This window comes from Rhodoferax sp. SPJ4 (assembly GCF_058216275.1).
Genome location: NZ_JBYZMN010000001.1, coordinates 55,108 through 82,092 on the forward strand (window position 1 = coordinate 55,108; position 26,985 = coordinate 82,092).

Sequence of the window (26,985 nt, forward strand, 5' to 3'; positions counted from 1 at the left end):
TTGTCCACCAGGAGATTGCCCATGCAACCCCCCGATTCCTTGCGCGTCGCCTACCACCACACCCAGGTCAATGGCCTGCAGACCTTTTACCGGAGCGCCGGCGATCCCGCGCAACCCGCCATCGTGCTGCTGCACGGCTTTCCGTCTTCGTCGCACATGTTCCGGGATCTGATGCCCTTGCTGGCCGACCGGTTTCATGTGGTGGCGCCGGACTACATCGGCTTCGGTCACTCCGAGGCCCCCGTGGCCAGCGCGTTCGCCTACACCTTTGACCAGCTCGCCGCGCAGGTGCAAGGCTTGCTGGACCAACTGAGTGTGCAGCGGGCGATTTTCTACATGCAGGACTACGGCGGCCCAGTAGGCCTGCGCCTGGCCACGGCGCAGCCAGACCGGGTCGCGGGCCTGGTGATCCAGAACGCCAATGCCTACATGGAGGGCCTGACACCGGCCGTGGCCGAGGTCTTCATGCCGCTGTGGGAGCGGGGTGACGAGACGGGTGTTCGCCAGATGCTGGCAGCGGCCACCACCCGCATGCAGTACACGGCCGGCGCCCGCCAGCCCGAGGGCCTGAATCCGGACGCCTGGACGCTGGACCAGGCATTGCTGGACCGTCCCGGCAGCGCCGAGCGGCAGCTCGCCTTGTTCAGTGACTACCGGCACAACGTGCCGTTGTTCGACACCTGGCAGGCCTATTTCCGCACCCACCAGCCCAAGACCTTGGTGGCCTGGGGCCAGGGTGACCCCTTCTTCAGCGTGGCCGGTGCACAGGCCTACCGGCGCGACCTGAACGATGTCCGGGTGGAACTGCTCGACAGCGGCCATTTCGCGCTGGAGGAGGACGCCGTGCGGGTGGCCGAACTCATCAAAGCGACCTTCTGAAGAGCGCGCCCCCGATCCTTCTATCAACCCCTCCCAGGAGCCCGCCATGGCCCATGCGTTTGCATCCATCGCTTTCACGCCCGCCGTGCGCGATGCCCAAACCCGGGAGGGCAGCCGTGCGCAGTATGCGCATGCCTTTGGTGGCCCTGGGGTGCAAAATGCCCAGCTCGGCGAAGACGAGGCCGGGTTCATCCAAGCCCAGCGCAGTTTCTACCTGGCCACGGTGTCCGAAAGCGGCTGGCCCTATGTGCAGCACCGGGGCGGCGCACCGGGCTTTCTCCGCGTCTTGAATGCCCACAGCTTGGCCTTCACGGATGTGCCAGGCAACCGGCAGTTCATCAGCCTGGGCAACTTGGCGACCCACAACAAGGTGGCTCTGATCCTGGTCGACTACAGCCGCCGGCAAAGGCTCAAGCTGCTGGGCCGACTGTTCGTGTCCGATGTCGCAGCAGACCCCGGGCGCCGCGACATGCGCATCGAAGTGGACGCCTTCGACTGGAATTGCCCGCAGCACATCCCGGTGCGCTTCGAGGCCGAGGACGTGCAGCGGGCGCTGGCGGACCGGGACCGGCGCATTGCAGCGCTGGAAGCGGCCCTGGCAGGCGCCGGTGTCAGCTTGCCAGGGCCCGCCAGTGCTCCACCTTGAGGCAGGCGTTTTCCACCACGGCCAGCCCCGCCGCCTCGGCCTTGGCCGTGGCCTCCGGGTGGGCAATGCCCATCTGCATCCACACCGCCGGCGCACCGATGGCGATCGCCTCGTCCACCACCGGCGGTACGTCGTCGCTGTTGCGGAAGATGTTCACCAGGTCGATGTGCTCGTGCCGCGCCGCCTCGCTCAGGTTGGCGTAGGCCTTTTCGCCCAGGATGCAGCCGCCTTGGGCACTGACCAGCGGGTTGATGGGAATGATGCGGTAGCCCAGGCCCTGCATGGCCTTGGCCACGCCAAAACTCTCGCGGTGCGGCTTGGGGCTGAGGCCCACCACCGCGATGGTCTTGCTGGTGGTCAGCAGGTGCCGGATGGTGGCTTGCCGGTTCATGCGGTGGCTGTGGCCAGGGCCTGGTCGATGTCCCACAAGATGTCGTCCACGTCCTCGATGCCCACGCTCAGCCGAACCATGTCGGCGCTGACGCCGGCCTGGGCCAGCTCGGCCTCGCTCAACTGGCGGTGGGTGGTGGAGGCCGGGTGGATCACCAGGGTTTTGGCGTCGCCGATGTTGGCCAAATGGCTCAGGAACTCGCAGGCGTCGATGAAGCGTTCGCCAGCCCCGGCCGGGTCGGCCGCTTTGATGCCAAAGGTCAGGATGCCCGAGCCCATGGGCCCACCATCGAGCGTGCGGAACTGCTTTTGCGCCAGCGCAAAGCAGGGCGACTCGGGCAGGCCGGGGTAGTTGACCCAGGCCACCTGGGGGTGTTGCTGCAAATGCCGCGCCACCGCCAGCGCGTTGCGGCTGTGGGCCTGCATGCGCAGGTGCAGGGTTTCGATGCCTTGCAGGATCAGCCAGGCGCTCATCGGTGCCAGCGTGGCGCCAAAGCTGCGGTTGATCTCCATCCGCGCCTTCATGGTGTAGCCGAAGTCGCCAAAGGTCTCGTAGAACTTCACGCCGTGGTAGGCCGCCGAAGGCTCGGTGAGTTCGGGGAAGTTGCCGTTGGCCCAGTTGAATTTGCCGCTCTCGACAATCACGCCGGCCATGGTGGTGCCGTGGCCGCCCAAATACTTGGTGGCGCTGTGCACCACGATGTCGGCACCAAAGGCAAAAGGGTTGCAGACATAAGGGCTGGCCACGGTGTTGTCGATCACCAGCGGCAGGCCGTGGTCGTGTGCCACCTTCGCCACCGCTTCGATGTCCAGCACATTGACCAATGGGTTGCCAATGGTTTCGCCGTACAGCGCCCGCGTGTTGGGGCGGATGGCACGGCGGAAGTTGTCGGGGTCGGCCGGGTCGACGAAGGTGGTTTCTATGCCCAGGCGTTTGAAGCCCACGCCCAACTGGCCGACGGTGCCGCCGTACAGCGTGCTGGCCGCCACGATGTGGTCGCCGGTTTTCAGAATCGCCAGCAGCGCCGTCATTTGTGCGGCCATGCCGGTGCTGCAGGCCAGCGCGGCGCGGCCGCCCTCCAGTGAAGCCACGCGTTCCTCCAGCACCGCCACCGTGGGGTTGCTGATGCGGCTGTAGACGTTGCCGAAAGTCTGCAGGTTGAACAGGCTGGCCGCGTGCTCGGCCGAGTCGAACACAAAGCTGGTGGTCTGGTGGATGGGTGTGGCGCGGGCGCCGGTCACCGGGTCGGGGATGGCACCGGCATGGATGGCCTTGGTGCCGAACGCGAACTCGCGGTCTGCACCGGTCGCCAGGCCCTTGCCAAAGCCGTGGTTGCGGTCTTGGGTCATGTCAAAGAGCGGCCCCCTCGGGGGGCAGTGAAGTACACGAAGTGACGAACGTGGGGGCCATCAATACGGCAGTTGCTGAGGGCGCTTGGACGAAATGACCTTGGTGTTCACGCCAAACCACCCCAAGCCGCCGTACAACCGCGCATGTTCGATCTTCACGCAGCGGTCCATCACCACGTCGAGCCCGGCAGCCTGGGCCCGGGCCGCCGCTTCGGTGTTGAGCACGCCGATCTGCTGCCACAAACATTTGGCGCCGATGGCGATGGCTTCTGTGGCGATGGACCCGATGTCCTCGGTCTTGCGAAAGCAGTCCACTAGGTCGATGGCCACATGCTGCGCCGCCTCGCTCACGCTGGCGTAGCTGCGTTCGCCCAGGATTTCGCTGGCGCCGGGGTTGATGGGCACGATGCGGTAGCCGTGCGCCTGCATGTACTTGGCGGCGAAGAAACTGGGCCGGTGCCATTGCGGCGACAGGCCCACCACCGCGATGGTGCGGCAGCTGCCGAGGATGCGCCGCAGGTCGCTGATGCTGCTCATGGGGCCAGTGTAGCCACGGCGGCCGGCCCCTGCAGCCCGGACCTCAGGTGGCGTACTTCACCGAGCAGCCATAGGGCCGGGTCAGGGCCGCGCTGATGGGCTTGCCGGCCAGCGCCTCGTTCAGGCCCTGGCGCACGTAGTTGGTGGCGGTCTTGATGTCGTCCACCCGCGCCGACGGGATGCTGTCGATGCCACCGGCGTACACCAACACGCCCTGCGGGTTGACGATGTACATGTGCGGCGTGGTGCGGGCGCCATAGGCCTTGCCGATGCGGCCGCTCTCGTCCATCAGCGTGGCGCTGGGGCTGGCTTTCTGGGCGGCCACCCAGGCCGCCAGCTCGGCCGGCTTGCGGTAGTCGGCGCTGCCGGTTTCGGTGGAGTTGACGGCCAGCCACACCACCCCCTTGGCGGTGAACTCCTGCTGCAGCGCCTGCATGTTGCCGGCGCCGTAGTGTTTGGCCACAAAGGGGCAGCCGGGGTTGGTCCATTCCAGCACCACATGTTTGCCCTTGAAGTCAGCGAGCCTGACGGTCTTGCCGCGGGTGTCGGTGGCGCTGAAGTCGGGCGCGGGCTGGCCCACGCTGGCGGTCTGGGCCAGCGCCGGCAGACCGGTGAGCCACAGCGGCAGCGGGGCCAGCAGCAGGGAACGGCGTTGCATGGCGATTCCTTTCGGGTGAATGGACAGGGGCTTGGAACAGACGGGGGTCAGAGCGCGGCGATGGCCGCCCGCACCTCGTCCACGCTGAGGATTTCCGACAGCACCACCGGCGCCTTGCCCGGTGCGTAGAACACGTACACCGGCACGCCGTTGCGGCCCAGCGTGGCCAGCGCGGCGGTGATGGCCGGGTCGCGGCGGGTCCAGTCGGCGCGCAGCAAGGCCACCTTTTTGGTGTCCAGGTCGGCCAGCACCGCGCTGTCGGCCAGCGTGGTTTTTTTGTTGTACTGGCAGGTCACACACCAGGCGGCGGTGAAGTCCACAAACACCGGCTGGCCGCTGGCGGTGAGCTGCTCCACGCGGCCCGGCTCCCAGGCCTGCCAGCGCGCGCCGGCGGCCACCGGGGCGCTGCTGTCGACAAACCGGGTGATGCTGGGGCCGGCGGCCACTGCCAGCGCGGCAAAGGCCACGATGGACAAGCTGGCCACGATGGCGCGGCTGCGGCCGGTCAATGTCAGCGCCCACACCACCATGGCGCCGGCCACCAGCAGCGCCAGCAGCGCGGCCGCGCCGTCGATGCCGGTCTGCTGGCCCAGCACCCACAGCAGCCAGACCACGGTGGCGAACATCGGGAAGGCCATGGCCTTGCGGAAAGTGTCCATCCAGGCGCCAGGCCGGGGCAGGGCACGCGCCACCGCCGGCACCCAGCTGGCCAGCAAATAGGGCAGGGCCATGCCGATGCCGATGGCGGCAAACACCGCCAGCGCCTGCACCGGCGGCAGCCCCACCGCCAGGCCCAGCGAGGCGCCCATGAAGGGCGCGGTGCAGGGCGAGGCCACGGCCACCGCCAGCACGCCCGACAGCGCGGCGTTGGCGGCCGGGTGTTTGGCCTCCAGTGTGGCCAAACCGCTGGGCACGAACTGGCCAAACTCGAACAGGCCGGCCAGGTTGAGGCCGATCACGGTGAACAGTCCGGCCAGCGCCGCCACCACCAGCGGCGACTGCAGCTGAAAGCCCCAGCCCAGCTGCTCGCCGGCCGCGCGCAGCGCCAGCATCAGCGCGCCCAGGGTCACAAAGGACGCCACCACGCCGGCGCTGTAGGCCAGGCCGCTGACGCGGTGGGCGCGCTGGTCGTCGGCATGGCGGGTGAAGCCCACCACCTTGATGGCCAGCACCGGGAACACACAGGGCATCAGGTTCAGGATCAGCCCGCCCAGCAAGGCGCCCAGCAGCGCGGCCCAGAAGCCCAGCGTGGGCGCGTTCACCGGGGCGCTGGCCGCGGCGTTGGCGCGCAGCGCGGCCTCCAGCGCCGGCGACACCTGGGCGGCCGCGGCCATGGCTGGCCAGGGGCCGGTCACCGGCGCTTCGGTGCGCCAACCCTGGGCGCCACCGGGGCCGTCCAGCGTCAGCACCACCGGCATCACGGCCGGGCTCTGGCTGCGCTGGACCGCCACCGGCACCGAGGCCGTCCAGCGCTCGCCGTCCCAGGCCTGGGTCCAGGCGCCGGCGGTTTCGATCACCTCGGTGGTCTCGGGAAAAAAGCCCAGTGTTTTCCCGCGCACCGCGGCCGGCAGGCCGTTCACCACCACCTTCAGGCGTTGGCCTTCCACCGTGATCTGGCTGGGACCCGTCAGCGGCCGGGGTTGGGCGGCCTGGGCGGCGGCAAAGGCCGCGGCGTTGAGGGCGGTCGAGCCCTTGGTGGGCAGGCTCAGCGTGAACTCGCCTTCTTCGGGAATGCATTCCTTGCGGCAGACCAGCCAGGCCGCCTTGAGCTTGACGGTGAGCTCGCTGGCCAGCAGCGAGGGCTTGAAGTCCGGCCCAATGGCCAGCGGCACCGGCAGCAGCACGGTGCCCTCGTAGCCGTAGTTGGCCAGGTTGCCGATGGGGATCTTTTTCGGCACCGGCCAGGCGATGTCACCGGCCGTCACGCCGGTGGGCAGCTGCCAGTTCAGCACCGTGGGCAGGCCGGAGTCGCCGGCGTTTTTCCAGTAGGTGTGCCATTCGGGCTGGTGGCTGATTTGCAGGCCCAGCCACACCGGGGCACCGGGGCCCACGCCGTCGGGTGCATGGGCCACCAGCTCGGCGCGCACCTGGGGGGTGGTCACCACCGCGCTGGCTGTGGTCTGGGCGCTGGCCACAGACGGCAGCAGGCTGGCCATGGCCAGCAGCGTCAGGGTCAACAAGCGGTGGCGAAGCGAAAACAAATGGTGGGGCATGGCAAGTCTGAGGGCGCGCGGGGCGCGAAGTTCCTGGGGCGGGCACCCGGCGGGTGTTGAAGCTTGGTCGCACGGGCCGCCGCCATCTTTCATCGGATGGTAGCGAAACCACAGCCCCCGCTGCGCCGGTGGGCCTGTCCCGGCGGTGCCGCCCGCTCGCCCCTATGATGGCGCCATGGCCGACGATCTGCCCTCAACCCCCCCCTTGCCGCGTTTCTGGGCCCGGCTGCGCAGCGCCGATTTCGCCGCGCTGGACCCGAACCGCACGGTGGCGGTGTTGCCGCTGGGCGCCACCGAACAGCATGGGCCGCATTTGTCGCTGGCGGTGGACACGCTGCTGGCCGACGGCCTGGTGGCCGCCACCGTGCCCCGGCTGCCGGCAGACCTGCCGGTGCTGTTTTTGCCCACCCAGGCGGTGGGCTTCAGCCCCGAACACGCGGCCTTTGCCGGCACGCTGACCTTGAAAGCCGAGACGGTGGTGCGGCTGTGGACCGAGATCGCCGAGGGCGTGGCCGCCGCGGGGGTGAAGAAGCTGGTGCTGTTCAACACCCACGGTGGCCATGTGGGCCTGCTGGACGTGGTGGCCCGCGACCTGCGGGCCCGGCTGGGCCTGCTGGTCTACAGCGTCAGCTGGTTCAACCTGCCACTGCCCGAGGCGGTGATGGCGGCTTTCCCGCCCGAGGAGCACCGCTTCGGCATCCATGCCGGTGACATCGAGACCTCGATGGTGCTGGCGCTGGCGCCGGCCCAAGTGACGATGCAGCACGCCCGGCATTTCCGGTCCACCGCCGAGCAGCGCGCCGCGCAGTACCCGATTCTGGGCAACGGCCGCAGCGCCAAGCTGGCCTGGCAGGTGCAGGACTACAACCCCGCCGGCGCGGTGGGCAATGCGGCGGCGGCCACCGCCGCCAAGGGTCAGGCCCTGGTGGACGCCACCGCGCAGCAGTTCGCCGCGCTGCTGCAGGAGGTGGCTGCGCTGCCCTTGGCCACCGTGGGCGCCACTCCAGCCGCCTGAGCGCGACACTGGCCTGCACCCAGTACCGCCATGCACGCCGACACCATCCAGCTGCCGCCCGGCGCCGCCCCCAGCGGCCCGGCGTCGGACGCCTTGTGGCAACACCAGCTGGGCCTGTTGCTGGAGTCCACCGGCGAGGGCTTGTTCGGCATCGACCTCGACGGCCGCTGCATGTTCATCAACCGCGCCGGTGCCAAGCTGCTGGGCCACGAGCCGGCCGACGTGCTGGGCCGCAACATGCACGAGCTGGCCCACCATTCCCATGCCCATGGCGGGCATTACCCGGAAACCGACTGCCCCATCTTCCGCGCCTTCCGCCAGGGCCTGCCCTGCCGCATTGACGCCGAGGTGTTCTGGCGCGCCGACGGCACGGCCTTTCCGGTCGAGTACTCCAGCCACCCCATCGTGGACGGCACGCTGGTGCGCGGCGCCGTCATTGCCTTCACCGACATCACCGAGCGCAAGCGCCAGGCCGACGCGCTGCAGCAGGCCCATGCCGAGCTGGAGCAGCGGGTGGCCGACCGCACCCGCGAACTCACCGAGGCCTTGCGCCAGCTGCGCGAGCTGTCGGCTTACACCCACTCGGTGCGCGAGGAAGAGCGCACCCGCATCGCCCGTGAGGTGCACGACGAGCTGGGCAGCCTGCTGGTGGCGCTGAAGATGGACGTCGGCTGGTTGGACAAGCGGCTGGGCGAGCAGCAGGCCCGCGAGCCCGAGGCCGCCCAGGCCATGCGCGACAAGATGCGCGGCAAATGCCAGAACATGGGCCGGCTCATTGAGTCGGCGGTCGACAACGTGGGCCGCATCATCACGGATTTGCGGCCCAGCATCCTGGACCACCAGGGTCTGTGGGCGGCGCTGGAATGGCAGGCCCAGGAGTTTGCCCAGGCCGCCGAGCTGCGCTGCGACTGGACGCTGCAGGTGGACGCCCAGCGGGTGCTGCCCGAGCCGCTGGCCATGGCGGTGTTCCGTATTTTTCAGGAGATGCTCAGCAACGTGGGCCGCCACGCCCAGGCCAGCGCGATGGCGGTGAGCATCGTCGCCGACGCCGACCAGCTGACCGTGGAGGTGTCGGACAACGGCGTCGGTGCGCCGCCCCAGGCCTTTGAGGCGGCCACCGCCTACGGCGTGATGGGCATGCGCGAGCGGGCCCGGCATTTCGGCGGGGTGCTGGAGATTGCCAGCCAGATGGGCCACGGTTCGGCCTTTTGCCTGCGCATCCCGCTGCCGGCGCCGGAGGCCAGCCCATGATCCGCGTGCTGCTGTGTGACGACCACCGCATCGTCCGCGAGGGCCTGAAGCAGGTGCTGGCCGACGCGCCCGAGATGCGGGTGGCCGGCGAGGTGGCCAGCGGCGACGCGGTGCTCGACCAGGTGGCGGCGCTGCGGGCCGGTGAGGGCCTGGACGTGGTGCTGCTCGACATCGCGCTGCCCGGCCGCGACGGCCTGGACGTGCTGCAGGGGCTGCGCCAGCAACACCCCACGCTGCCGGTGCTGATGCTGTCCACCTACCCGGAAAAACAGTACGCGGTGCGCTGCATCAAGCTGGGCGCGGCTGGCTATTTGAACAAAAGCGCCGACCCCGACGACATGCTGGCCGCCATCCGCAAGGTGGCCGGCGGCGGTGTCTTCGTGACGCCCACCACCGCCGAGGCCCTGGCCACCGCGGTCAGCGGCAAGCAGGGGCCGGAGGCGCTGTCGCACCGCGAGCACCAGGTGTTTCGTTTGCTCAGCGCCGGCCACAGCGTGAGCGAAATTGGTGCGCAGCTGGGACTGGCCGCCAACACGGTCAGCACCTACCGGGTGCGCATTCTGGAAAAAACCGGCACCAAGAACGACGTGGAGCTGGCCTTGTATGCCGAGCGCCACGGCCGCGGCGGCCCGCAGGCCTAGGGTTTTCCGCGGGGCGGAACGGCAGGCGAGCGGCGCCGGCCCGGCCGCGAGGTCGGTTTTGTAGGGCTGGCCCTACAGCCCCTCCCCAAACCCGGCACGACTTTGCGACAAAGCCGCGACTGCGGGCCCGCAAGCAGTTTCCTGGCGCAGCGCTTGCGTTGGCTCTGGCATCCAACCAGCCGAAAGGTGCGCCATGAGCGAGTTCTTCTCCCCCTTCGATGCCGACCGCCCCCTGATGATGCGCTGCAGCTGCGGGCAAGACCATGCCGCGGCCGACCATCACCCGGCGGTGTCGGCCGACGCGGCGGCCAGCGAGCTGCGCCGCCGCAGCGAAACCGCCAGCTTCGAGGCCTATTCCAACGAATTCATCGAGGCCACGCTGGTCAAGGCGCTGTTCCCGCAGGACGAGGTGCGCCGGCGCTTTCTGCGTGCGGTGGGCAAGGGCACGGCCATGGCCGCGATTTCCAGCGTGCTGCCGCTGACCAGCCTGCAGGCCATGGCGCAGGACAAAGGCGCGCTGGAGAAAAAGGATTTGAAGATCGGCTTCATCCCGATCACCTGCGCCACGCCGCTGATCATGGCCCATCCGCTGGGCTTCTACCAAAAGCAGGGGCTGAACGTCGAGGTGGTGAAGACCGCCGGCTGGGCACTGATCCGCGACAAGATGATCAACAAGGAATACGACGCCACGCATTTCCTGAGCCCCATGCCGCTGGCCATTTCCATGGGGGTGGGTTCCAACCCGGTGGCGATGAACGTGGCCACCATCCAGAACACCAACGGCCAGGCCATCACGCTGGCCAACAAACACAAGGACAAGCGCGACCCCAAGCTGTGGAAGGGCTTCAAGTTCGCCGTGCCGTTCGAGTACAGCATGCACAACTTTCTGCTGCGCTACTACGTGGCCGAGGCCGGGCTCAACCCCGACACCGACATCCAGATCCGTGTCGTGCCGCCACCCGAGATGGTGGCCAATTTGCGCGCCGGCAACATCGACGGCTACCTGGGCCCCGACCCGTTCAACCAGCGTGCGGTGTACGAGGAAATCGGCTTCCTGCACCTGCTCACCAAGGACCTGTGGGCCGGCCACCCCTGCTGCGCCTTTGGCACCAGCACCGAGTTCATCCAGAAGAACCCCAACACCTTTGCCGCGCTGTACCGCTCGGTGCTGACCGCTGCCGCCATGGCCCGCGACGCCAGCAACCGCGAGCTGATCGCCAAGGTGATCTCGCCGCAGGCTTACCTGAACCAGCCGGAGATCGTGGTGCAACAGGTGCTGACCGGCCGCTTCGCCGACGGCCTGGGCGGCATCCAGACCGTGGCCGACCGGGCCGACTTCGACCCCATCCCCTGGCAGAGCATGGCGGTGTGGATCCTGTCGCAAATGAAGCGCTGGGGCTACATCAAGGGCGACGTCAACTACAAGCAGATCGCCGAGAAGGTGTTCTTGCTGACCGACGCCAAGAAGACCATGAAAGAGCTGGGTCAGAAGGTGCCGGACGGGGCCTACCCCAAGTTCAAGATCATGGGCAAGGAGTTTGACGCGGCCAAGGCCGACGACTACGTCAAGAGCTTCGCCATCCACAAGATGGGTTGAAAGGCATGAGCGCACCCTTCTGGAAAACCATGAACTTCCGCGCCGGCCTGGTGTCGCTGCTGCTGTTCTTCACCTTCATCGGTGCCTGGTACGCGGCCACGGCGTCCAACGTCAGCGTCGGCGGTTCGTCGGCCGGCCTCACGGCCGAACAGATCGAGCTGAACAAGATGACCGGCAAGGACCCGGGCGCCACCAAGTCCGCCGGCTTTCCCACGCCCGGCCAGATGGGGCAGACCGTGCTGAAGCAGCTCAGCGAGCCGTTTTACGACCGTGGCCCCAACGACAAGGGCATTGGCCTGCAACTGGCCTACTCGCTGGGCCGGGTGGGGCTGGGCTTTCTGCTGGCCTGTTTGGTGGCGATTCCGCTGGGCTTTGTCATCGGCATGAGCCCGTTGCTGCGGCGTGCGTTTGACCCCTTCATCCAGGTGCTCAAGCCCATCAGCCCGCTGGCCTGGATGCCGCTGGCGCTGTACACCATCAAAGACTCGTCGACCTCGGGCATCTTTGTGATCTTCATCTGCTCGGTCTGGCCCATGCTGATCAACACCGCCTTCGGTGTGGCCTCGGTCAAGCGCGAATGGCTCAACGTGGCCAGCACGCTGGAGGTCAACCCGCTGCGCAAGGCCTTCCAGGTGATTCTGCCGGCGGCCGCGCCCACCATCCTCACCGGCATGCGCATCAGCATGGGCATTGCCTGGCTGGTGATCGTGGCGGCCGAGATGCTGGTCGGCGGCACCGGCATCGGCTACTTCGTCTGGAACGAGTGGAACAACCTGTCGCTGACCAACGTGCTCTTCGCCATCCTGGTGATCGGCGTGGTGGGCATGCTGCTGGACCTGAGTTTCGCCCGCGTGCAGAAATGGGTGACCTATGTGGAGTGACATGCCCAGCCGGGTCGGCAACGCCGCACCGCCTTCCCCGAAGAAAGACAGCGCCATGCAAGGTTTCCTGAAGATCGAAGGCTTGAGCAAGTCTTTCGTGCCGGCCAAGCCGGTGTTCGCCAACGTGTCCTTCACGTTGGACAAGGGCGAGTTCGTCTGCATCATCGGCCACAGCGGCTGTGGCAAGACCACCATCCTCAACGTGCTGGCGGGCCTGGACACGGCCAGCAGCGGCCATGTCTTCATGGACGGCCGCGAGGTGGCCGGCCCCAGCCTGGAGCGTGGCGTGGTGTTTCAGGGACATGCGCTGATGCCCTGGCTCACCGTGCGGCAGAACATCGCCTTTGCGGTGCGCTCGGCCTGGCCCGAATGGAACCGGCCCAAGGTCAATGTGCATGTGGAGAAATTTGTGGCACTGGTGGGCCTGAGTGCCGCCATCGACAAAAAGCCCTCGCAGCTCTCTGGCGGCATGAAGCAGCGGGTGGGCATTGCCCGGGCCTTTGCCATCCAGCCCAAGATGCTGTTGCTGGACGAGCCTTTTGGCGCCCTCGACGCGCTGACCCGCGGCACCATCCAGGACGAGTTGATGGCCATCGTGCGGCAGACCCAGCAGACGGTGTTCATGATCACCCACGACGTGGACGAGGCCATCCTGCTGGCCGACCGCATCCTGCTGATGAGCAACGGCAGCGAAACCCCTGCCGGTTACGTGCCCGGTGGCATTACCGAAACCGTGCTCAACCCGCTGCCCAAGGCGCGCACCCGGGCGGCGCTGCACCACCTGCCCGGCTACTACGAGCTGCGCAACCACATCGTCGATTTCCTCGTCTCGCGCGCCAAGGCGCACTGAGCTTCCCACCCCCATTGATTGGAGACCCCATGAACCGCAACGACGTCACCGAAAAAATCATCACCGTCAAGGTGGCCAAAGGCATCCAGTGGGCCGACGTGGCCAAGAAGGTCGGCCTGTCCAAGGAATGGACCACCGCCGCCTGCCTGGGACAGATGACGCTGGATGACAAGCAGGCCAAGGTGGTGGGCAAGATCTTCGGCCTCAGCGCCGAAGAGCAGAAGTGGCTGCAGGTTGTGCCCTACAAGGGCTCGCTGCCCACGCCGGTGCCGACCGACCCGCTGATCTACCGCTGGTACGAGATCGTCAGCGTCTATGGCACCACCATCAAGGAGTTGATCCACGAGGAGTTCGGCGACGGCATCATGAGCGCCATCGACTTCAGCATGGACATCGTGCGCCAGCCCGACCCCAAGGGCGACCGGGTCAACGTGGTCTTGTCGGGCAAGTTCCTGCCGTACAAAACCTACTGAGCCCAGGACCTGGGCCGCCGTGGCTCAGGCGTAGGTGACCCAGTCGGCCTGTTCGTCCAGGTGGGGCACGGTGTTGAAAGTTTGCAGCGTGTGCCGCTTGGGGTTGAAGGCGAACTCGGTCAGCGCGCTGTTGCGGATGCGCAGGTTCAGCTCGATGGTGGTCTCGGCGCTGGTGCCCAGCACATGGCCCACCGCGGTGGCGATCGGCCCGCCGCTGGACACCAGCAGCACCTGGCCGCTGTGCTGGCTGCGCACCTGGTCCAGGGCGGCCACCACACCCTGGCGGAAGTCGGTGTAGCTGGGCATGCCCTTGGGCGTCAGCACGCCGGCCATCCACTGGGTCAGGCCGTCGCGCAGCAGCCGGAAATGGTGGCGGTAGGCTTCGGGCGTGTCGGGTTTGGCCAGCGGCTGGGGATGTACTGCCGCAATCACCGCGTCGGCGTCGTACTCGTTCAGGCCGGGCAGGGCCTGGGGTTGCAGGTCCCAGCCGGCGCCCTCGCAAATGCCGGCCAGCGTTTGGGCGTGGCGGCGCAACGTGCCGGTCAGCACCGTGTCGCATTGCAGGCCCTTACGCTTCAGGTACTGGCCCAGACGCACGCTCTGCTGGTGACCCAAAGGGCTCAGCTGGTCGTAGTCTGCGGCGCCAAACGAGGCCTGGCCATGGCGCACCAAATACAAGCTTCCCATGGGCGGCGATTGTGGGGGCCCGCGGGCCCGCCGCGTGTCGCTGCAGTGACGCCGCTGTCGCGCTCAGCGCACCGTGGCGTAGGGGTGCAGCGGGTGGTCCAGCGTGTCGCTGACCAGCTGCAGTGCCGCGTCGCATTCGTCGCGGGTCATCGGACCGCCCAGGCAGATGCGCACCGCGTCGGGCGGGTTGGCGTCGGTGGAGAAGGCGGCACTGGCCACCACGCCCACGCCGCGGGTGCGCAAATAGCTGGCGAACTCCACCGCGCTCCAGGGCGCCGGCATGGGCAGCCACAAATGAAAGCCCTCGGGGTTGGCCTGCAGCGGGTGGCGGGCCAGGTGGTGGGCGGCCAGCGCCTGGCGGGCCGTGGATTCCTCGCGCACCGCCTGCACCATGGCGTCGGCCAGGCCGTTGCCTATCCAGGTGGTGGCCAGCGCGTTGGTCACCGGCGAGGCCATCACCGTGGTGGCTCGCAGCGCACCGGCCAGGCGCTGGGCCTGGCGGGTGCTGGGGGCGTGGACAAAGGCGGTGCGCAGGCCGGCGCCGACGCATTTGGAGAGGCCAGTCACATGGTGGGTCAGTTCCGGCGCCAGCTCGGCCAGCGGCGGCAGGGTGTGGCGCGGCAACATGCCGTAGGCGTCGTCCTCGATGATGGGCACGCTGTAGCGCAAGGCCACATCGGCCAGCGCCTCGCGCCGCAGCCGCGACACGCTGGCGGTGGTGGGGTTGAGCAGCGTGGGGTTGCAGTACAGCGCCTTGGGGTTCAGGGTTTTGCAGGCGTGCTCAAAGGCCTCGGCGCTGGGGCCTTCGTCGTCCAGCGGCAACGCGTGCAGTTGCACACCGAGCTGGGTGGCGATGGCTTTCAGGCCGGGGTAGGTCAGGGCCTCGACGCAGATCAGCTCGCCAGGCCGGGCCAGCAGCGAGAACAGCGCGGTCAGCACGCTGTGGATGCCGGGGCAGACCAGCACCTGGTCGGCATGCGACACCACCCGGGTGCGGCGCAGCCAGCCGATGGCGGCGTCGCGGTCCTGGGGTGAACCGCCGAAGTCCTGGTAGCGCAGCAGGCTGTGCAGGTCGGTGCTGGCCATCAGCTCCGCCGCGCTGGCCCGCAGTGCCGCCAGCAGGCCCTCGTCGGCGGGCTCGGGCGGCATGTTCATGGTCATCTCGGCGCCGCTGCCGCCGCGCAGTCGCACCTGCGGGCTGCTGCCGCGCACATAGCTGCCCATGCCGGCGTGGGAGTCGATCAGGCCACGTTTGCGCGCTTCCGCATAACCCCTTGCCACGGTGGTGTAGTTCAGGCTCAGGTCTTGCGCCAGCTCGCGCAGCGTGGGCAGCCGGTCGCGAGAGGACAAACGGCCGACCCGCATGTCTTCGGCGATCAGGTCGGCCAGCATCAGGTAGGCCGGTTTGGCGCTGAGCTGCAGGCGTTTGGCCCATTGGTGGGTGATTTTTTGCATGAGGCAAGAAGGTGGGTGTACGGCCTGATTGCATTTCCCGTGCCCGGCTGTGCCAGTGGGGTTGCATCGCGCTGGTGCGGCGCAGGGCCTTGATCGCATTCACTGATTGCAAGCCCGCCGCATGGTTTCAGTGCGGTGGGCCTCCGATCAGTCCGGCGGCGTGATCGCATCGCCGGGGCATTGAAAAATTTTCAATCGTCGCAGACCGGCCCCACCGCTGATTGATGGCGGCTTGATCGGGTCCCGGCGTCCCGGCCGTGGCACAGGGCATGCAAAGCCTGGGTGAGCCCGCGCTCACAGACACGCAGCCAGCCCATCAACCCTTCCACGGAGTTCCGCATGCCCAAAGTCACGAAACCTGCCAACGCCATCGGCGAGTACCTGGTCGACTACGAAGAAAAAGTGTTTGAAGACGTCAAAGCCGACCCGGGCGAGAAAGCGCTGGTGACCTTCCACACCGTGGCCTTCGAAGGCTCGATCGGCCTGGTCAATTTGCTGCAGGCCACGCGGCTGCAGCGCAAGGGCTTCGAGACCTCGGTGCTGCTGTACGGCCCCGGCGTCACGCTGGGCGTGAAGCGCGGCTTCCCCACGCTGGGCGACGAGGCCTTCCCCGGCCACCAGAACTTCAACAACCAGCTGATCAAGATCATGAAAGAGGGCGTCAAGGTCTACGCCTGCCGCTTCGCGCTGCAGGCCTTGTACGGCCATGGCGAAGGCTCGCTGATCGACGGCATCCGGCCGATCGCGCCGCAGGACGTGCTCGACATCATCCTGCTGCACCGCAAGGCCAACGCCTTCATGTTGAACACCTGGACGCTGTGATGGACACCGCGTCCTTTGTCTCACGCACCTTGAACAGGAAATCCAAATGAGCTTCGTCAATGCACTCGCGCTGGTGTTGGGCGTGATCGGGGGCCTGCTGACCTATGTGTCTCTCAGCACCGGCCTGTTCATGATCTGGGCCACCTTCATCTTCACGGCCACCGGCGTTGCGCTGGGGGGCACGGCGGAGGCGTTCAAAAACCTGGTGGTCTGCGCGCTGATGGGCATGGTGCTGGCCATCGCTGCATCGCTGCTGATCCTGAACGTCAACCCAGGCCTGCCTGGCGCGCTGTGGCCGGCCATGGTGGTGGGTGCCACCACCGCGTGCCTGGCGCTGGTGGCGCACATCCCGCTGTTCCCTGCCATTCCCGCCACGGTGATCGGCTATGCATCGACCTTCGCCTATGTGCTGTCGGCCCAGCTGCTGACACCCGAAGGAATCATGGGCGGCGGCACCAAGAACCCGGCCTTCCTGATCACCACCTCGTTGATCGTGGCCTACGGCTTCGGTCGCGTCAGCCTGGCACTGGCAGGCAAGCTCACCGCCAAAACCTGAGTCGCCCTTTCCCTTTCACTTTCACAACCTCCGGAAACACGCACCATGAAAAAACCCCTCCTCACCCTGGCTGTTCTCGCTGCTGTCGGCGGCGCATCGGCCCAATCGTCGGTCACCCTCTACGGTGCCATCGACAACTCCTTCACCCGTGTCACCAACAAGGGCGGGGCCAGCGCCTCTGGCCTGAGCTCTGGCGGTGGCGGCTCCATCGGCAGCAAGATCGGGTTCAAGGGCGACGAAGACCTGGGCGGTGGCCTGAAAGCCGGCTTCAAGCTGGAAATGGGCCTGGAAACCAGCTCGGGCGCCAGCGGCGTTCCCAGCAGCGCCAACAACATCAACATCGTCCCGCCCGGTGGGGCCCTGCGCTTCGACCGCGCGGCCTATGTCAGTCTGGCGGGCGGCTTTGGCGAGGTGCGCCTGGGCCGCGACCTGGCGGCCAGCTTCGTCAACGACGTGATCTACGACCCCTTCCTGACCTATGGCGTGGGCTCCAGCCTGAACTTCCCGCTGGGCGTTCTGGGCAGCCTCTTCGCCCCGCCGGGCGTGGCCGCCTCCACCGTGGGCAAGGATGCGTCGTCGCTGTTCCGCATGTCCAACGCGATCAGCTACCTGACGCCGAACACCCTGGGGGGTTTTTCGGGGCAGTTCCAGCTGGCCCCGAGCGAGCAGGCGTCCAACACCGGCGTGGCAAAAAAGGATGGCCGTGTCATGACTGCGCGCCTGGCCTACGACAAGGGGCCGCTCAGCGCGTCGGTCTCGGGTGGCAAGGCCAGCCAGTCCGACGGTGTGCTGTCGCAGGATGTCACCACCGCCAACGCGGGCGGCTCCTTCGATTTCGGCGTGGTCAAGCTGATGGGTGAGTTCGCGCGCTTCAAGACCGAGAACGCCACCGGCGTGGCCGGCCAGGACCTCACCACCAAGGTGATCACGCTGGGCGCGGTGGCACCGATGGGGCCCGGCAAGGTCAAGCTGGGCTTGTCGCAGGGCAAACGCGACATCGACGGCCTGGCCGGCGAACCCAAGGCCACCAAGATCGCCCTGGGCTACGAATACACCCTGTCCAAGCGGACCTCGTTGTTCACCACCGTGTCACGTGTCAAGAACTCCGGGGGTTCCGCGGTGGGCGCCGCCGATGGCGGGGTGGCCGGCTTCGGTTCCTCGACCTTGGCTAACAGCCGCTCGGTCGGCTACGACCTGGGGCTGATGCACAGTTTCTGAGGAGGAAGGAAGGGCCGCGCCGCGAGGTGTGGCCTGGTCAGTGCATTTCATTGAGAGTCTCCATTTCGCCGCCGGTTGAAAAATCGGCGGCTTTTTTCATGGCGGTTCCCCACGTCCACGCGCAGCTGGCCGGGCTGTGGGCCGCCACTGATTGCATTTCAAACCGGCCGCTGCCAGGTTTTGACTGCTTCAGTCTGGTGCACCGATCGGTGTTGATTGCATTCCATGATTGCATTCGGGTCGCATGGTTTCAGTGCGGGTCGGGTTGGATCCCACCGGGTTCGGGGCCCGGTGACCGGGTCGTTGAAATTATTTTTCCGGCCCCAGGCCGGCCTGGCCACTGCTTGATTGCGGCTTGATTGCATCGCCCGGCCGATGGGCTGGCACAGGGCATGCAAAGCCTGGGTGAGCCCGCGCTCACAGACACGCAGCCAGCCCATCAACCCTTCCACGGAGTTCCGCATGCCCAAAGTCACGAAACCTGCCAACGCCATCGGCGAGTACCTGGTCGACTACGAAGAAAAAGTGTTTGAAGACGTCAAAGCCGACCCGGGCGAGAAAGCGCTGGTGACCTTCCACACCGTGGCCTTCGAAGGCTCGATCGGCCTGGTCAATTTGCTGCAGGCCACGCGGCTGCAGCGCAAGGGCTTCGAGACCTCGGTGCTGCTGTACGGCCCCGGCGTCACGCTGGGCGTGAAGCGCGGCTTCCCCACGCTGGGCGACGAGGCCTTCCCCGGCCACCAGAACTTCAACAACCAGCTGATCAAGATCATGAAAGAGGGCGTCAAGGTCTACGCCTGCCGCTTCGCGCTGCAGGCCTTGTACGGCCATGGCGAAGGCTCGCTGATCGACGGCATCCGGCCGATCGCGCCGCAGGACGTGCTCGACATCATCCTGCTGCACCGCAAGGCCAACGCCTTCATGTTGAACACCTGGACGCTGTAAGCGCCGCCCGAGGAACACCACCATGCCCGTTTCACGCACCGTCCGGGTGGCTGCCGTGCAGATCTCGCCCGACCTCGACAGCCATGACGGCACCGTCGCCAGGGTCTGCGCGGCCATCGACGAGGCCGCCGCCAAAGGGGTGCAGCTGATCGTCTTTCCCGAGACCTTTGTGCCCTACTACCCTTACTTCTCGTTCATCCGGCCGCCGGTGGCCCAGGGCGAGGAGCACCTGCGGCTGTACGAGCGGGCGGTGGTGGTGCCCGGCCCGGTGACCGACGCGGTGGGCGCCAAGGCGCGCGAACACGGCATGGTGGTGGTGCTGGGCGTCAACGAACGCGACCATGGCAGCCTGTACAACGCCCAGCTGATTTTTGACGCCGACGGCCGCCTGGCCCTGAAGCGCCGCAAGATCACCCCGACCTACCACGAGCGCATGGTCTGGGGCATGGGCGACGGTGCCGGCCTCAAGGTGGTGGACACCGCCGCGGGCCGGGTCGGCGCGCTGGCCTGCTGGGAGCACTACAACCCGCTGGCCCGCTACAGCCTGATGGCCCAGCACGAAGAGATCCACTGCGCGCAGTTCCCCGGCTCGCTGGTCGGCCCCATCTTTGCCGAGCAGATGGAGGTCACCATCCGCCACCACGCGCTGGAGTCGGGCTGTTTTGTGGTCAATGCCACCGGCTGGCTGACCGACGCGCAAATCCATGCGCTGACCCCCGACGCGACGTTGCAAAAGGCCTTGCGTGGCGGCTGCCACACCGCCATCGTGTCGCCCGAAGGCCGGCACCTGGTGCCGCCCCTCACCGAGGGCGAAGGCATGCTGGTGGCCGACCTCGACATGCGGCTGATCACCAAGCGCAAACGCATGATGGATTCGGTGGGCCACTACGCCCGCCCCGAGCTGCTGAGCCTGGCGCTCAACGACCAGCCGGCCCAGCCTTTGCACGCGATGCACGCGCCCGCCGCCGTTTCCCCCACCCCCACCCGGAGTTCCGACCATGACACCGACCGAAGCGCTCTCCAGTCGCCAGCTGATGACCGAGTTGCAGTCCTCCGGGTTGCGGCTGCTTGACCCCTCGGCCGGCGTGGCCAGCCGCCGCGGCGGCGCCGGCCCGTCCGACCACAAGGCGGTGACGGTGGACGGCCACACCATCATGGTGCCGGTGCACACCGGCACGGCCTTCCACTCACCCTACATGGCTTTGGCGCCCGACGCCCAGGGGCACAGCACCGTGATGCGCGGCAGCATTCCCATTGCCAGCATCACCTTCCCGAAAACGCCGCGCTTCTATGAGTTGAGCACCGCCGACGGTGTGCCCTATTCGCAGATCGCCACGCTGCACGGCGCCGACGTGCTGGCCACCACGGTGCTGCAGACCTGCATCCGCTACCAGAGCCGGACCAAGACCTGCCAGTTCTGCGCCATTGGCCAGTCGCTGGCGGCCGGCCGCACCATCGCCCACAAGACGCCAGCCCAGCTCGCCGAGGTGGCCCGCGCGGCCGTGGCGCTCGACGGCGTGAAACACATGGTGATGACCACCGGCACACCGTCCACCCCCGACCGCGGTGCCCAGGTGCTGGTGGACAGTGCCCTGGCGGTGCGCGCCGCCGTGGACCTGCCCATCCAGGCCCAGTGCGAGCCCCCCGACCACGACGGCTGGTTCGACCGCATGAAGGCCGCCGGCATTGACACGCTGGGCATGCACCTGGAGGTGGTGACACCCGAGGTGCGCGAGCGCATCATGCCGGGCAAGGCTTCGGTGCCGCTGGGCCGCTACATGGCCGCCTTCGAGGCCGCGGTGGCGGTGTTCGGCCGCGGCCAGGTCAGCTCCTACATCCTGGCCGGCCTGGGCGACACGCCGCAAGCCATCCTGGCCATGTGCGAACGCCTGCTGGCGCTGGGGGTCTACCCCTTTGTTGTGCCCTTTGTGCCCATCAGCGGCACGCCGATGGAAGACCACCCCGCACCCAGCGCCGAGTTCATGCGTGGCCTGCTGACGCCGCTGGCCGCCATGGTGGCCCAGGCCGGCCTGCGCTCGTCCGACATCAAGGCCGGCTGCGGCAAATGCGGGGCCTGCTCCACGCTGTCGGCCTATGAGGCAGTCGAAGCCCATCCGGGAGCCCCTTATGCAAGCGCTTGATTACGCCTTTGACGAAGAGCTGAAGGACTTGCCGCGCGGCTTTGTGCCCTGCGAGTTCCGCATCAAATGGGCCGACAACGCCTGGGAAAAGGCCGAGGCCATGCGGCTGCGGCGGGCGGTGTTCTGCCTGGAACAGGGCCTGTTCGAGGGCGACGACCTTGATGTGATCGACGACGACGCGCAAATGCTGGTGGCCATCGCCTGCATCGGCGGCATGAGCGACCAGGTGGTAGGCTGTGTGCGCATCCACCAGGACCAGCCCGGCCTGTGGTGGGGCTCGCGGCTGGCGGTGCACCTGGCGTTCCGCCAGTACAGCGGCCTGGCCAGCGCCCTGGTCCGGCTGGCCGTGGCCAGCGCCCATGCGCGCGGCTGCCAGATTTTTCTGGCCCATGTGCAAAGCCAGAATCAGCGCCTGTTCGAGAAGCTCCACTGGCGCCCGCTGCGCGCCCTCACACTGCACGGCTGGCCCCACCAGCTGATGCAGGCCGACCTGGCCGCCTACCCGCCTTGCTACGACCCCATCACCGGCTTCGTGGTCCAGCCCCACCGACGGGCCGCCGCACCGGTCTGAGGCCATGGACATCCACACCCTTGCCGAGGCGCTGCGCAGCAGCCGCGGCTTTGCCCACAAGACCGACATCAGCGCGGTGGTGACCGCGCTCGCCGGCCAGCACCCCGGCGGCATGGCCGGACTGGCCCAGGCGGTGGCGGTGGGCGACGACTGCGCAGCCCTGCCGTCACCCGGTGGCGGTTACACCCTGCTGGCCATCGAGGGCCTGGTGGAAGACTTCATCGCAGCCCAGCCCTGGTTCGCCGGTTACTGCAGCGTGATGGTCAATGTGAGCGACGTCTACGCCATGGGCGGGCGACCGCTGGCGGTGGTCGACGCGCTGTGGAGCGACGGCATGGCCCAGGCCAGCGAGATGCTGGCCGGCATGGCCAGCGCCGCCCAGCGCTACGGCGTGCCCATCGTCGGCGGCCACAGCAACAACCGGGCACGCGGTGGCCAGCTGGCGGTGGCCATCCTGGGCCATGCGCAGCAGCTGCTGACCAGCTTCCACGCCCGGCCCGGCGACGACCTGCTGGTGGCGGTGGATTTGCGCGGCGCCTGGCAGGAGCCCTACCCCTACTGGAACGCCTCCACCGCCGCGCCGGCCGAACGCCTGCGCGGTGACCTGGAACTGCTGCCCGAACTGGCCGAGGCCGGCCTGTGCGACGCCGCCAAGGACATCAGCATGGCCGGTGTCATTGGCACCGCATTGATGCTGGCCGAATGCTCGGGTGTGGGCGCCCGCATCGAGGTGGACGCCATTCCGCGCCCGCCCGGCATGGAGGAGGGCCTGGCGCTGCTGCGCTGGCTCACCGCCTTCCCCAGCTTTGGTTTTGTGCTGAGTGTGCGGCCCGAACACCGGGCTGAGGTGGTGGCCCGCTTCCGCGCCCGTGGCCTGGCCTGCGCCCGGGTTGGCCGCGTCACCGACACCCCCACGCTGGTGCTGACCCGCTGCGGCGAACAGGCCGAGCTGTGGGACACCCGCACCCGCCCCTTCATCACCGCTGGTGCCACGCCCACCGACCTGGCGACAGCCTGACCCTCAGACGCCCATGCCTGCCATCCACTACCAGCTGCGCTGGCCCGACCAGACCCTGACCCGGTGTTATTCGCCGTCGACCAGCATCACCGGCTTTTTCGAGCCCGGCCAGGCCTACCCGCTGCCCGAGTTTTTGCGCCGCATCCGTGCCGCCACCCAGCACGCGTCCGACCGTGTCGCCGCCCGTTACGGCTTTGCCTGCTCGGCCGCGGCCGACCAGCTGGCGCTCATTGAGGCCCAGGCCCAGCGCTTCAGCTCCCAGGCCGACGCCCGCATCGAGCTGGTGTCGTTCGGCTGAACGCGCCCCATTTCCCGAAGGAGTTCCCCATGTCCCATCCCATTCCCCACCATCCCGTGGCCATCGTCGGCGGCGGCCAGGCCGGCCTGTCGCTGAGCTATTACCTGAAGCAGCGCAGCATCGACCATGTGGTGTTCGAGAAACACCAGGCCATGCACAACTGGGAGACCCGGCGCTGGGACAACTTCTCACTGGTCACGCCCAACTGGCAGTGCAAGCTGCCCGGCCACGAGTACCGCGGGACCGACCCCCATGGCTTCATGCGCAAACCGGAAATCCTGCAGTATTTGCAGGCCTTCCGCGCCCATGTGGACGCGCCGCTGCGCGAAGGGGTGGCGGTGCGCCGCGCCGTGCCGCGGCCGCAGGGCGGTTTCGAGATACACACCTCCGAAGGCCTGTGCACCGCCGACCAGGTGGTGGCGGCCTCGGGGGGTTACCACACGCCCATCATCCCGCGGCTGGCCGAGCGGCTGCCGGCCAGCGTGGTGCAGATGCATTCCGAGCAGTACCGCAACGCCGCCGCGCTGCCCGAGGGCGCGGTGCTGGTGGTGGGCTCGGGCCAGTCGGGCACGCAGATCGCCGAAGACCTGCACCTGGCCGGCCGCAAGGTCTGGCTGGCGGTGGGCGACGCGCCCCGCTGCGCCCGCTTCTACCGCGGCCGCGACGTGGTCGACTGGCTGGCCGACATGCGTTACTACGACCTGCCGGTGCACGAGCACCCGCTGCGCGAAGGCGTGCGCGACAACACCAACCACTACGTGACCGGCCGCGACGGCGGCCGCGACATCGACCTGCGCCAATTCGCCGCCCAGGGCATGGAACTGGTGGGCCTGCTGACCGGGCTGGACGGCGAGACCCTGCAGTTCGCGCCCGACCTGGCCACCAACCTGGACGCCGCCGACGCGGTGTACAACCGCATCAACGCCAGCATCGACGCCTTCATCACCAAGAACGGCATCGCCACCGACGAGGGGCCGTCGGTCTACACGCCGGTGTGGCAGCCGGGCGCCGAGCGCACCGCGGTCAACCTGGCCGAGCACGGCATCACGTCCATCGTCTGGTGCATCGGCTTCACGCCCGACTTCGCCTGGGTCGAGGCCCCGGTGTTCAATGGCCGTGGCCAGCCCGGCCACCAGCGCGGCGTGACCGCCCACCCCGGCCTGTACTTCCTGGGCCTGCCTTGGCTCTACACCTGGGGCTCGGGCCGCTTTTCCGGCGTGGCCCGCGACGCGCTGTTTCTGGCCGAACGCATCGACGCCTTGCACCACCGGCCCACGCCGGTGGTGGTGGACCGGGCCGAGGCTTTCAGTTAAAACAAGTTCCAGGAGACCCCATGATCGACCCCACCGAAACCCCGCGTCCCCCGTTGCCGCCGTTCACGCTGGAAACCGCCAGGCAAAAGGCCCGCGCCGCCGAAGACGGCTGGAACAACCGCAACCCGGAGAAGGTGGCCATGGCCTACACCGCCCAGACCCGCTGGCGCAACCGGGCCGAGTTCCCGGTGGGCCGCGACGAAGTGGCGGCCTTCCTGACCCGCAAATGGGAGCGCGAGCTGGAGTACCGGCTGATCAAAGAGGTCTGGGCCTTCACCGACAACCGCATCGCCGTGCGTTTCGCCTACGAGTGGCACGACGCCAGCGGCCAGTGGTTCCGCTCCTACGGCAACGAGAACTGGGAATTCGCCGACAACGGCCTGATGGCGGTGCGCCACGCCAGCATCAACGACCTGCCGATCGCCGAGTCCGAGCGCAAGTTCCACTGGCCGCTGGGCCGCCGGCCCGACGACCACCCCGGCCTGTCCGACCTGGGGCTGTGAGCCGGCCCTAGAGGTCCACCGTGCCGGTGATGCAGGCCACACAGTCGCCGCCCACCCACAGCGGGCCGTCGGCCTCCTGGTCCAGGTGCACCCGGCCCGCCCGCTGCAGGCACTGGCCCTGGGCCGCGGTGTAGCGCGGCGGCAGCCAGCCCTCGGCCATCAGCCACTGGGCCAGGCTGGCGTTGAGGCTGCCGGTCACAGGGTCTTCGGCCACGCCGATGGGCGCGGCAAAGGCCCGGACTTCGAGCTGGGAGGCTGCCGCATCGGTGCGGGGGGCTCCGCCATACAAGCCGGCCAAGCCCACCTTCACGCCCAACTGCTTCAATTGGGCATGGTCGGGCGCGCAGGCCAACACGCTGGCCGGGCCGTCCAGCAGCAGACCCAGCCACACCGGGCCGTTGTCCAGCCGTTGGGCCGCCCGCAGCTGGTGGGCTTGCAAGCCGAGGGCGCTGAGCACCGCGGCCAGCAGCGCCGGTTCGGGCGCGCTGCGGCGCAGCGGGGGCGCGGCAAAGGCCAGCCGGGCGCCGGCCTCGCGGCGCACCGCCACCAAGCCGATCGCGCATTGCTGCACCACTTGGCCAGCCGTTTGGGGCTGGCCACCGGCCAGCAGCCAGGCGTGCCCACTGCCCAGCGTGGGGTGGCCGGCAAAGGGCAGTTCGCCGCCAGGGGTGAAGATGCGCAGCCGGTAGTCGGCCGCCGGGTCGGTGGGCGGCAGCACAAAGGTGGTTTCCGACAGATTGGTCCAGCGGGCGAAGCGCTGCATTTGCGCGTCGTCCAGGCCATCGGCGTCCAGCACCACCGCCACCGGGTTGCCCAGCCCGGCCATGGCCGAGAACACATCGACTTGCATGTAGCGGCGTTTCATGCGGTCGCTCCTGACCAGGGGCGCATCTCGGCCACGGCGGCGGCCAGCGCGGCGATGCCGGCTTCTATCTCGGCGGGCGCGGCGGTGACAAACGACAGCCGCATCGTGCGCGTGTCTGCCGGCCCAGGGTAGAAGGCCGCGCCCGGCACAAAGGCCACGCCGCGGGCCACGGCGCGTGGCAGCAGCGCCGTGGCGTCCAGGCCGGCCGGCAGGCGCAGCCACAAAAACATGCCGCCGGCCGGCTGATTCCAGCGCATGGTCTGGTCACCGGGGCCGGTGAAGGGCGCCATGTGGCGGGTAAGCGCCTCCAGCATGGCGTCGCGTTGGGCGCGGTAGCGTTCGCGCACGGCGGGCAGGTGGCGGGCCAGAAAGTCGCCCTGCAGCACCTGGGCCGCCAGCCGCTGGGTGAAACTGGGGGTGTGCAGGTCGGCCGCCTGCTTGGCCTGCAGCAGCCGGCCCATCAGCACTGGCGGCGCCACCACAAAACCCAGCCGCAGCCCGGGCGCCAGCACCTTGGAGAACGAGCCCAGGTAGACACAGCCCTCGGGGTGGCGGGCGGCCAGCGGCGCTGGCGGTGGGGCATCGAACCACAGTTCGCCATAAGGGTTGTCTTCCACCAGCGGCAGGCCCAGGCGCTCGGCACTGTTCACCAGCGCGGTGCGGCGGGCCTCGCCCAGCGTGCGGCCGGTGGGATTCTGGAAATTCGGCAGCACGTACAAAAAGCGCGGCGCGTGGCCGGCGGCACAGGCGCTGGCCAGGGCCTCGGGCAGCAGGCCCTGCTCGTCGCCGGCCACGCTGTCGATCTGCGGCTCCATGGGCGCAAAGGCCTGCAGCGCACCCAAATAGGTGGGTGTTTCCACCAGCACCCGGCTGCCGGCATCAATCAACACCTTGGCCAGCAGGTCCAGACCCTGTTGCGAGCCGGTGGTGATCAGCACCTGCGACGCGCTGACCGGCCAGGGCAGGCTGGCCGCCACCCATTCGCGCAGCGGGCCATGGCCTTCGCTGGGGCCGTACTGCAGCGCGGCGGGGCCGTCGTCGCGCAGCACCTGTTCGCAGGCGGCGGCGAATTCGGCCACCGGAAAGCTGTGTGGCGAGGGCAGGCCGCCGGCCAGACTGATGACGCCGGGGCGCTCGGTGAGCTTGAGGATTTCGCGGATCGCCGAGGCGTTCATGCGGGTGGTGCGGTGGGCCAGTTGCCAGTTCATGCCG

29 protein-coding genes are annotated in these 26,985 nt (G+C 68.2%); 20 read left to right on the forward strand and 9 right to left on the reverse strand.

Translation table 11 applies throughout. The annotated features are described in order from the left end of the window. The first annotated feature begins 21 nt into the window (after positions 1-21). Together AC4BAR_RS00260 and AC4BAR_RS00265 are read left to right on the forward strand one after the other, a co-directional pair. Positions 22-879 (forward strand): alpha/beta fold hydrolase, encoded by an 858-nt coding sequence (locus tag AC4BAR_RS00260; RefSeq protein ID WP_490625823.1) that lies wholly within the window; start codon positions 22-24, stop codon positions 877-879. Positions 880-925: 46 nt separating this feature from the next. Continuing rightward, the gene (locus tag AC4BAR_RS00265) at positions 926-1,525 is read left to right on the forward strand and encodes a pyridoxamine 5'-phosphate oxidase family protein (protein ID WP_490625824.1); all 600 of its coding nucleotides are present in this window, start codon (positions 926-928) and stop codon (positions 1,523-1,525) included. On the opposite strand, the gene AC4BAR_RS00270 is transcribed toward AC4BAR_RS00265, so the two are convergent. From AC4BAR_RS00270 to AC4BAR_RS00290, 5 genes are read right to left on the reverse strand one after another with little or no spacing between them, the layout of a single operon-like run. Next, positions 1,491-1,916, reverse strand: coding sequence for a CoA-binding protein (locus AC4BAR_RS00270; protein ID WP_490625825.1), 426 nt, complete (start codon positions 1,914-1,916; stop codon positions 1,491-1,493). The two genes, AC4BAR_RS00265 and AC4BAR_RS00270, sit on opposite strands and share 35 nt — an antisense overlap. Next, positions 1,913-3,265, reverse strand: coding sequence for an O-acetylhomoserine aminocarboxypropyltransferase/cysteine synthase family protein (locus tag AC4BAR_RS00275; RefSeq protein ID WP_490625826.1), 1,353 nt, complete (start codon positions 3,263-3,265; stop codon positions 1,913-1,915). Before AC4BAR_RS00275 ends, AC4BAR_RS00270 begins: the two co-directional genes overlap by 4 nt. Before the next feature lie 60 nt (positions 3,266-3,325). Further along, complete coding sequence (locus tag AC4BAR_RS00280; protein WP_490625827.1) at positions 3,326-3,802, reverse strand: CoA-binding protein; 477 nt, start codon at positions 3,800-3,802, stop codon at positions 3,326-3,328. A gap of 43 nt (positions 3,803-3,845) precedes the next feature. Further along, entirely contained in the window at positions 3,846-4,460 is a 615-nt protein-coding gene (locus AC4BAR_RS00285) for a thioredoxin family protein (protein ID WP_490625828.1), read from the reverse strand. A gap of 47 nt (positions 4,461-4,507) precedes the next feature. Next, positions 4,508-6,673, reverse strand: coding sequence for a protein-disulfide reductase DsbD family protein (locus tag AC4BAR_RS00290; RefSeq protein ID WP_490625829.1), 2,166 nt, complete (start codon positions 6,671-6,673; stop codon positions 4,508-4,510). Positions 6,674-6,848: 175 nt separating this feature from the next. Here AC4BAR_RS00290 and AC4BAR_RS00295 point away from each other — a divergent pair, with 175 nt between their 5' ends. The 7 genes from AC4BAR_RS00295 (at position 6,849) to cynS (ending at position 13,381) form a co-directional block, all read left to right on the forward strand. Further along, on the forward strand, positions 6,849-7,688 hold the full coding sequence (locus AC4BAR_RS00295; protein WP_490625830.1) for a creatininase family protein: 840 nt from the start codon (positions 6,849-6,851) through the stop codon (positions 7,686-7,688). Positions 7,689-7,718: 30 nt separating this feature from the next. Then, entirely contained in the window at positions 7,719-8,939 is a 1,221-nt protein-coding gene (locus tag AC4BAR_RS00300; RefSeq protein ID WP_490625831.1) for a sensor histidine kinase, read from the forward strand. Then, positions 8,936-9,580, forward strand: coding sequence for a response regulator (locus AC4BAR_RS00305; protein WP_490625832.1), 645 nt, complete (start codon positions 8,936-8,938; stop codon positions 9,578-9,580). Before AC4BAR_RS00300 ends, AC4BAR_RS00305 begins: the two co-directional genes overlap by 4 nt. Before the next feature lie 193 nt (positions 9,581-9,773). Beyond that, on the forward strand, positions 9,774-11,177 hold the full coding sequence (locus AC4BAR_RS00310; protein WP_490625833.1) for a CmpA/NrtA family ABC transporter substrate-binding protein: 1,404 nt from the start codon (positions 9,774-9,776) through the stop codon (positions 11,175-11,177). Between the two features lie 5 nt (positions 11,178-11,182). Further along, positions 11,183-12,058: a nitrate ABC transporter permease gene (ntrB, locus tag AC4BAR_RS00315; RefSeq protein ID WP_490625834.1), complete on the forward strand. Its 876-nt coding sequence runs from the start codon at positions 11,183-11,185 to the stop codon at positions 12,056-12,058. Continuing rightward, complete coding sequence (locus AC4BAR_RS00320; protein WP_490625835.1) at positions 12,048-12,908, forward strand: ABC transporter ATP-binding protein; 861 nt, start codon at positions 12,048-12,050, stop codon at positions 12,906-12,908. Before ntrB ends, AC4BAR_RS00320 begins: the two co-directional genes overlap by 11 nt. Before the next feature lie 29 nt (positions 12,909-12,937). Beyond that, a complete protein-coding gene (gene cynS, locus AC4BAR_RS00325; RefSeq protein ID WP_490625836.1) occupies positions 12,938-13,381 on the forward strand; it encodes a cyanase in 444 nt (147 codons plus the stop codon). A gap of 24 nt (positions 13,382-13,405) precedes the next feature. On the opposite strand, the gene AC4BAR_RS00330 is transcribed toward cynS, so the two are convergent. Both AC4BAR_RS00330 and AC4BAR_RS00335 read right to left on the reverse strand, forming a co-directional pair. After that, positions 13,406-14,068, reverse strand: a complete 663-nt coding sequence (locus AC4BAR_RS00330) for a histidine phosphatase family protein (protein ID WP_490625837.1) — start codon at positions 14,066-14,068, stop codon at positions 13,406-13,408. 63 nt (positions 14,069-14,131) lie between these two features. Beyond that, the gene (locus AC4BAR_RS00335; protein WP_490625838.1) at positions 14,132-15,523 is read right to left on the reverse strand and encodes an aminotransferase-like domain-containing protein; all 1,392 of its coding nucleotides are present in this window, start codon (positions 15,521-15,523) and stop codon (positions 14,132-14,134) included. Positions 15,524-15,862: 339 nt separating this feature from the next. On the opposite strand from AC4BAR_RS00335, the gene AC4BAR_RS00340 reads away from it, so the two are divergent. The 11 genes from AC4BAR_RS00340 (at position 15,863) to AC4BAR_RS00390 (ending at position 24,908) form a co-directional block, all read left to right on the forward strand. Next, a complete protein-coding gene (locus AC4BAR_RS00340) occupies positions 15,863-16,345 on the forward strand; it encodes an MSMEG_0572/Sll0783 family nitrogen starvation response protein (RefSeq protein WP_490625839.1) in 483 nt (160 codons plus the stop codon). Between the two features lie 46 nt (positions 16,346-16,391). Then, positions 16,392-16,901: a DUF1097 domain-containing protein gene (locus AC4BAR_RS00345; RefSeq protein ID WP_490625840.1), complete on the forward strand. Its 510-nt coding sequence runs from the start codon at positions 16,392-16,394 to the stop codon at positions 16,899-16,901. Between the two features lie 45 nt (positions 16,902-16,946). After that, on the forward strand, positions 16,947-18,119 hold the full coding sequence (locus tag AC4BAR_RS00350; protein WP_490625841.1) for a porin: 1,173 nt from the start codon (positions 16,947-16,949) through the stop codon (positions 18,117-18,119). A 462-nt stretch (positions 18,120-18,581) separates the two neighbouring features. After that, positions 18,582-19,064 carry an MSMEG_0572/Sll0783 family nitrogen starvation response protein gene (locus tag AC4BAR_RS00355; RefSeq protein WP_490625839.1) on the forward strand — a complete coding sequence of 161 codons (483 nt, stop codon included), beginning with the start codon at positions 18,582-18,584 and terminating at the stop codon, positions 19,062-19,064. A gap of 22 nt (positions 19,065-19,086) precedes the next feature. Beyond that, complete coding sequence (locus AC4BAR_RS00360) at positions 19,087-20,136, forward strand: Nit6803 family nitrilase (RefSeq protein ID WP_490625842.1); 1,050 nt, start codon at positions 19,087-19,089, stop codon at positions 20,134-20,136. Then, positions 20,099-21,205, forward strand: coding sequence for an MSMEG_0568 family radical SAM protein (locus tag AC4BAR_RS00365; RefSeq protein WP_490627161.1), 1,107 nt, complete (start codon positions 20,099-20,101; stop codon positions 21,203-21,205). The genes AC4BAR_RS00360 and AC4BAR_RS00365 overlap by 38 nt, the downstream gene beginning before the upstream one ends. Continuing rightward, a complete protein-coding gene (locus AC4BAR_RS00370; RefSeq protein WP_490625843.1) occupies positions 21,192-21,776 on the forward strand; it encodes an MSMEG_0567/Sll0786 family nitrogen starvation N-acetyltransferase in 585 nt (194 codons plus the stop codon). The genes AC4BAR_RS00365 and AC4BAR_RS00370 overlap by 14 nt, the downstream gene beginning before the upstream one ends. 4 nt (positions 21,777-21,780) lie before the next feature. Next, complete coding sequence (locus AC4BAR_RS00375; RefSeq protein ID WP_490625844.1) at positions 21,781-22,794, forward strand: sll0787 family AIR synthase-like protein; 1,014 nt, start codon at positions 21,781-21,783, stop codon at positions 22,792-22,794. A 13-nt stretch (positions 22,795-22,807) separates the two neighbouring features. Continuing rightward, complete coding sequence (locus tag AC4BAR_RS00380) at positions 22,808-23,092, forward strand: MSMEG_0570 family nitrogen starvation response protein (RefSeq protein WP_490625845.1); 285 nt, start codon at positions 22,808-22,810, stop codon at positions 23,090-23,092. A 29-nt stretch (positions 23,093-23,121) separates the two neighbouring features. Further along, positions 23,122-24,405, forward strand: a complete 1,284-nt coding sequence (locus tag AC4BAR_RS00385; RefSeq protein ID WP_490625846.1) for an MSMEG_0569 family flavin-dependent oxidoreductase — start codon at positions 23,122-23,124, stop codon at positions 24,403-24,405. Positions 24,406-24,425: 20 nt separating this feature from the next. Further along, positions 24,426-24,908, forward strand: coding sequence for a nuclear transport factor 2 family protein (locus AC4BAR_RS00390; RefSeq protein WP_490625847.1), 483 nt, complete (start codon positions 24,426-24,428; stop codon positions 24,906-24,908). A 7-nt stretch (positions 24,909-24,915) separates the two neighbouring features. Here AC4BAR_RS00390 and AC4BAR_RS00395 read toward each other — a convergent pair whose 3' ends face one another. Both AC4BAR_RS00395 and AC4BAR_RS00400 read right to left on the reverse strand, forming a co-directional pair. After that, positions 24,916-25,773, reverse strand: coding sequence for a PhzF family phenazine biosynthesis protein (locus AC4BAR_RS00395; protein ID WP_490625848.1), 858 nt, complete (start codon positions 25,771-25,773; stop codon positions 24,916-24,918). After that, positions 25,770-26,981, reverse strand: a complete 1,212-nt coding sequence (locus AC4BAR_RS00400; protein ID WP_490625849.1) for an aminotransferase-like domain-containing protein — start codon at positions 26,979-26,981, stop codon at positions 25,770-25,772. Before AC4BAR_RS00400 ends, AC4BAR_RS00395 begins: the two co-directional genes overlap by 4 nt. Positions 26,982-26,985: the final 4 nt, after the last annotated feature.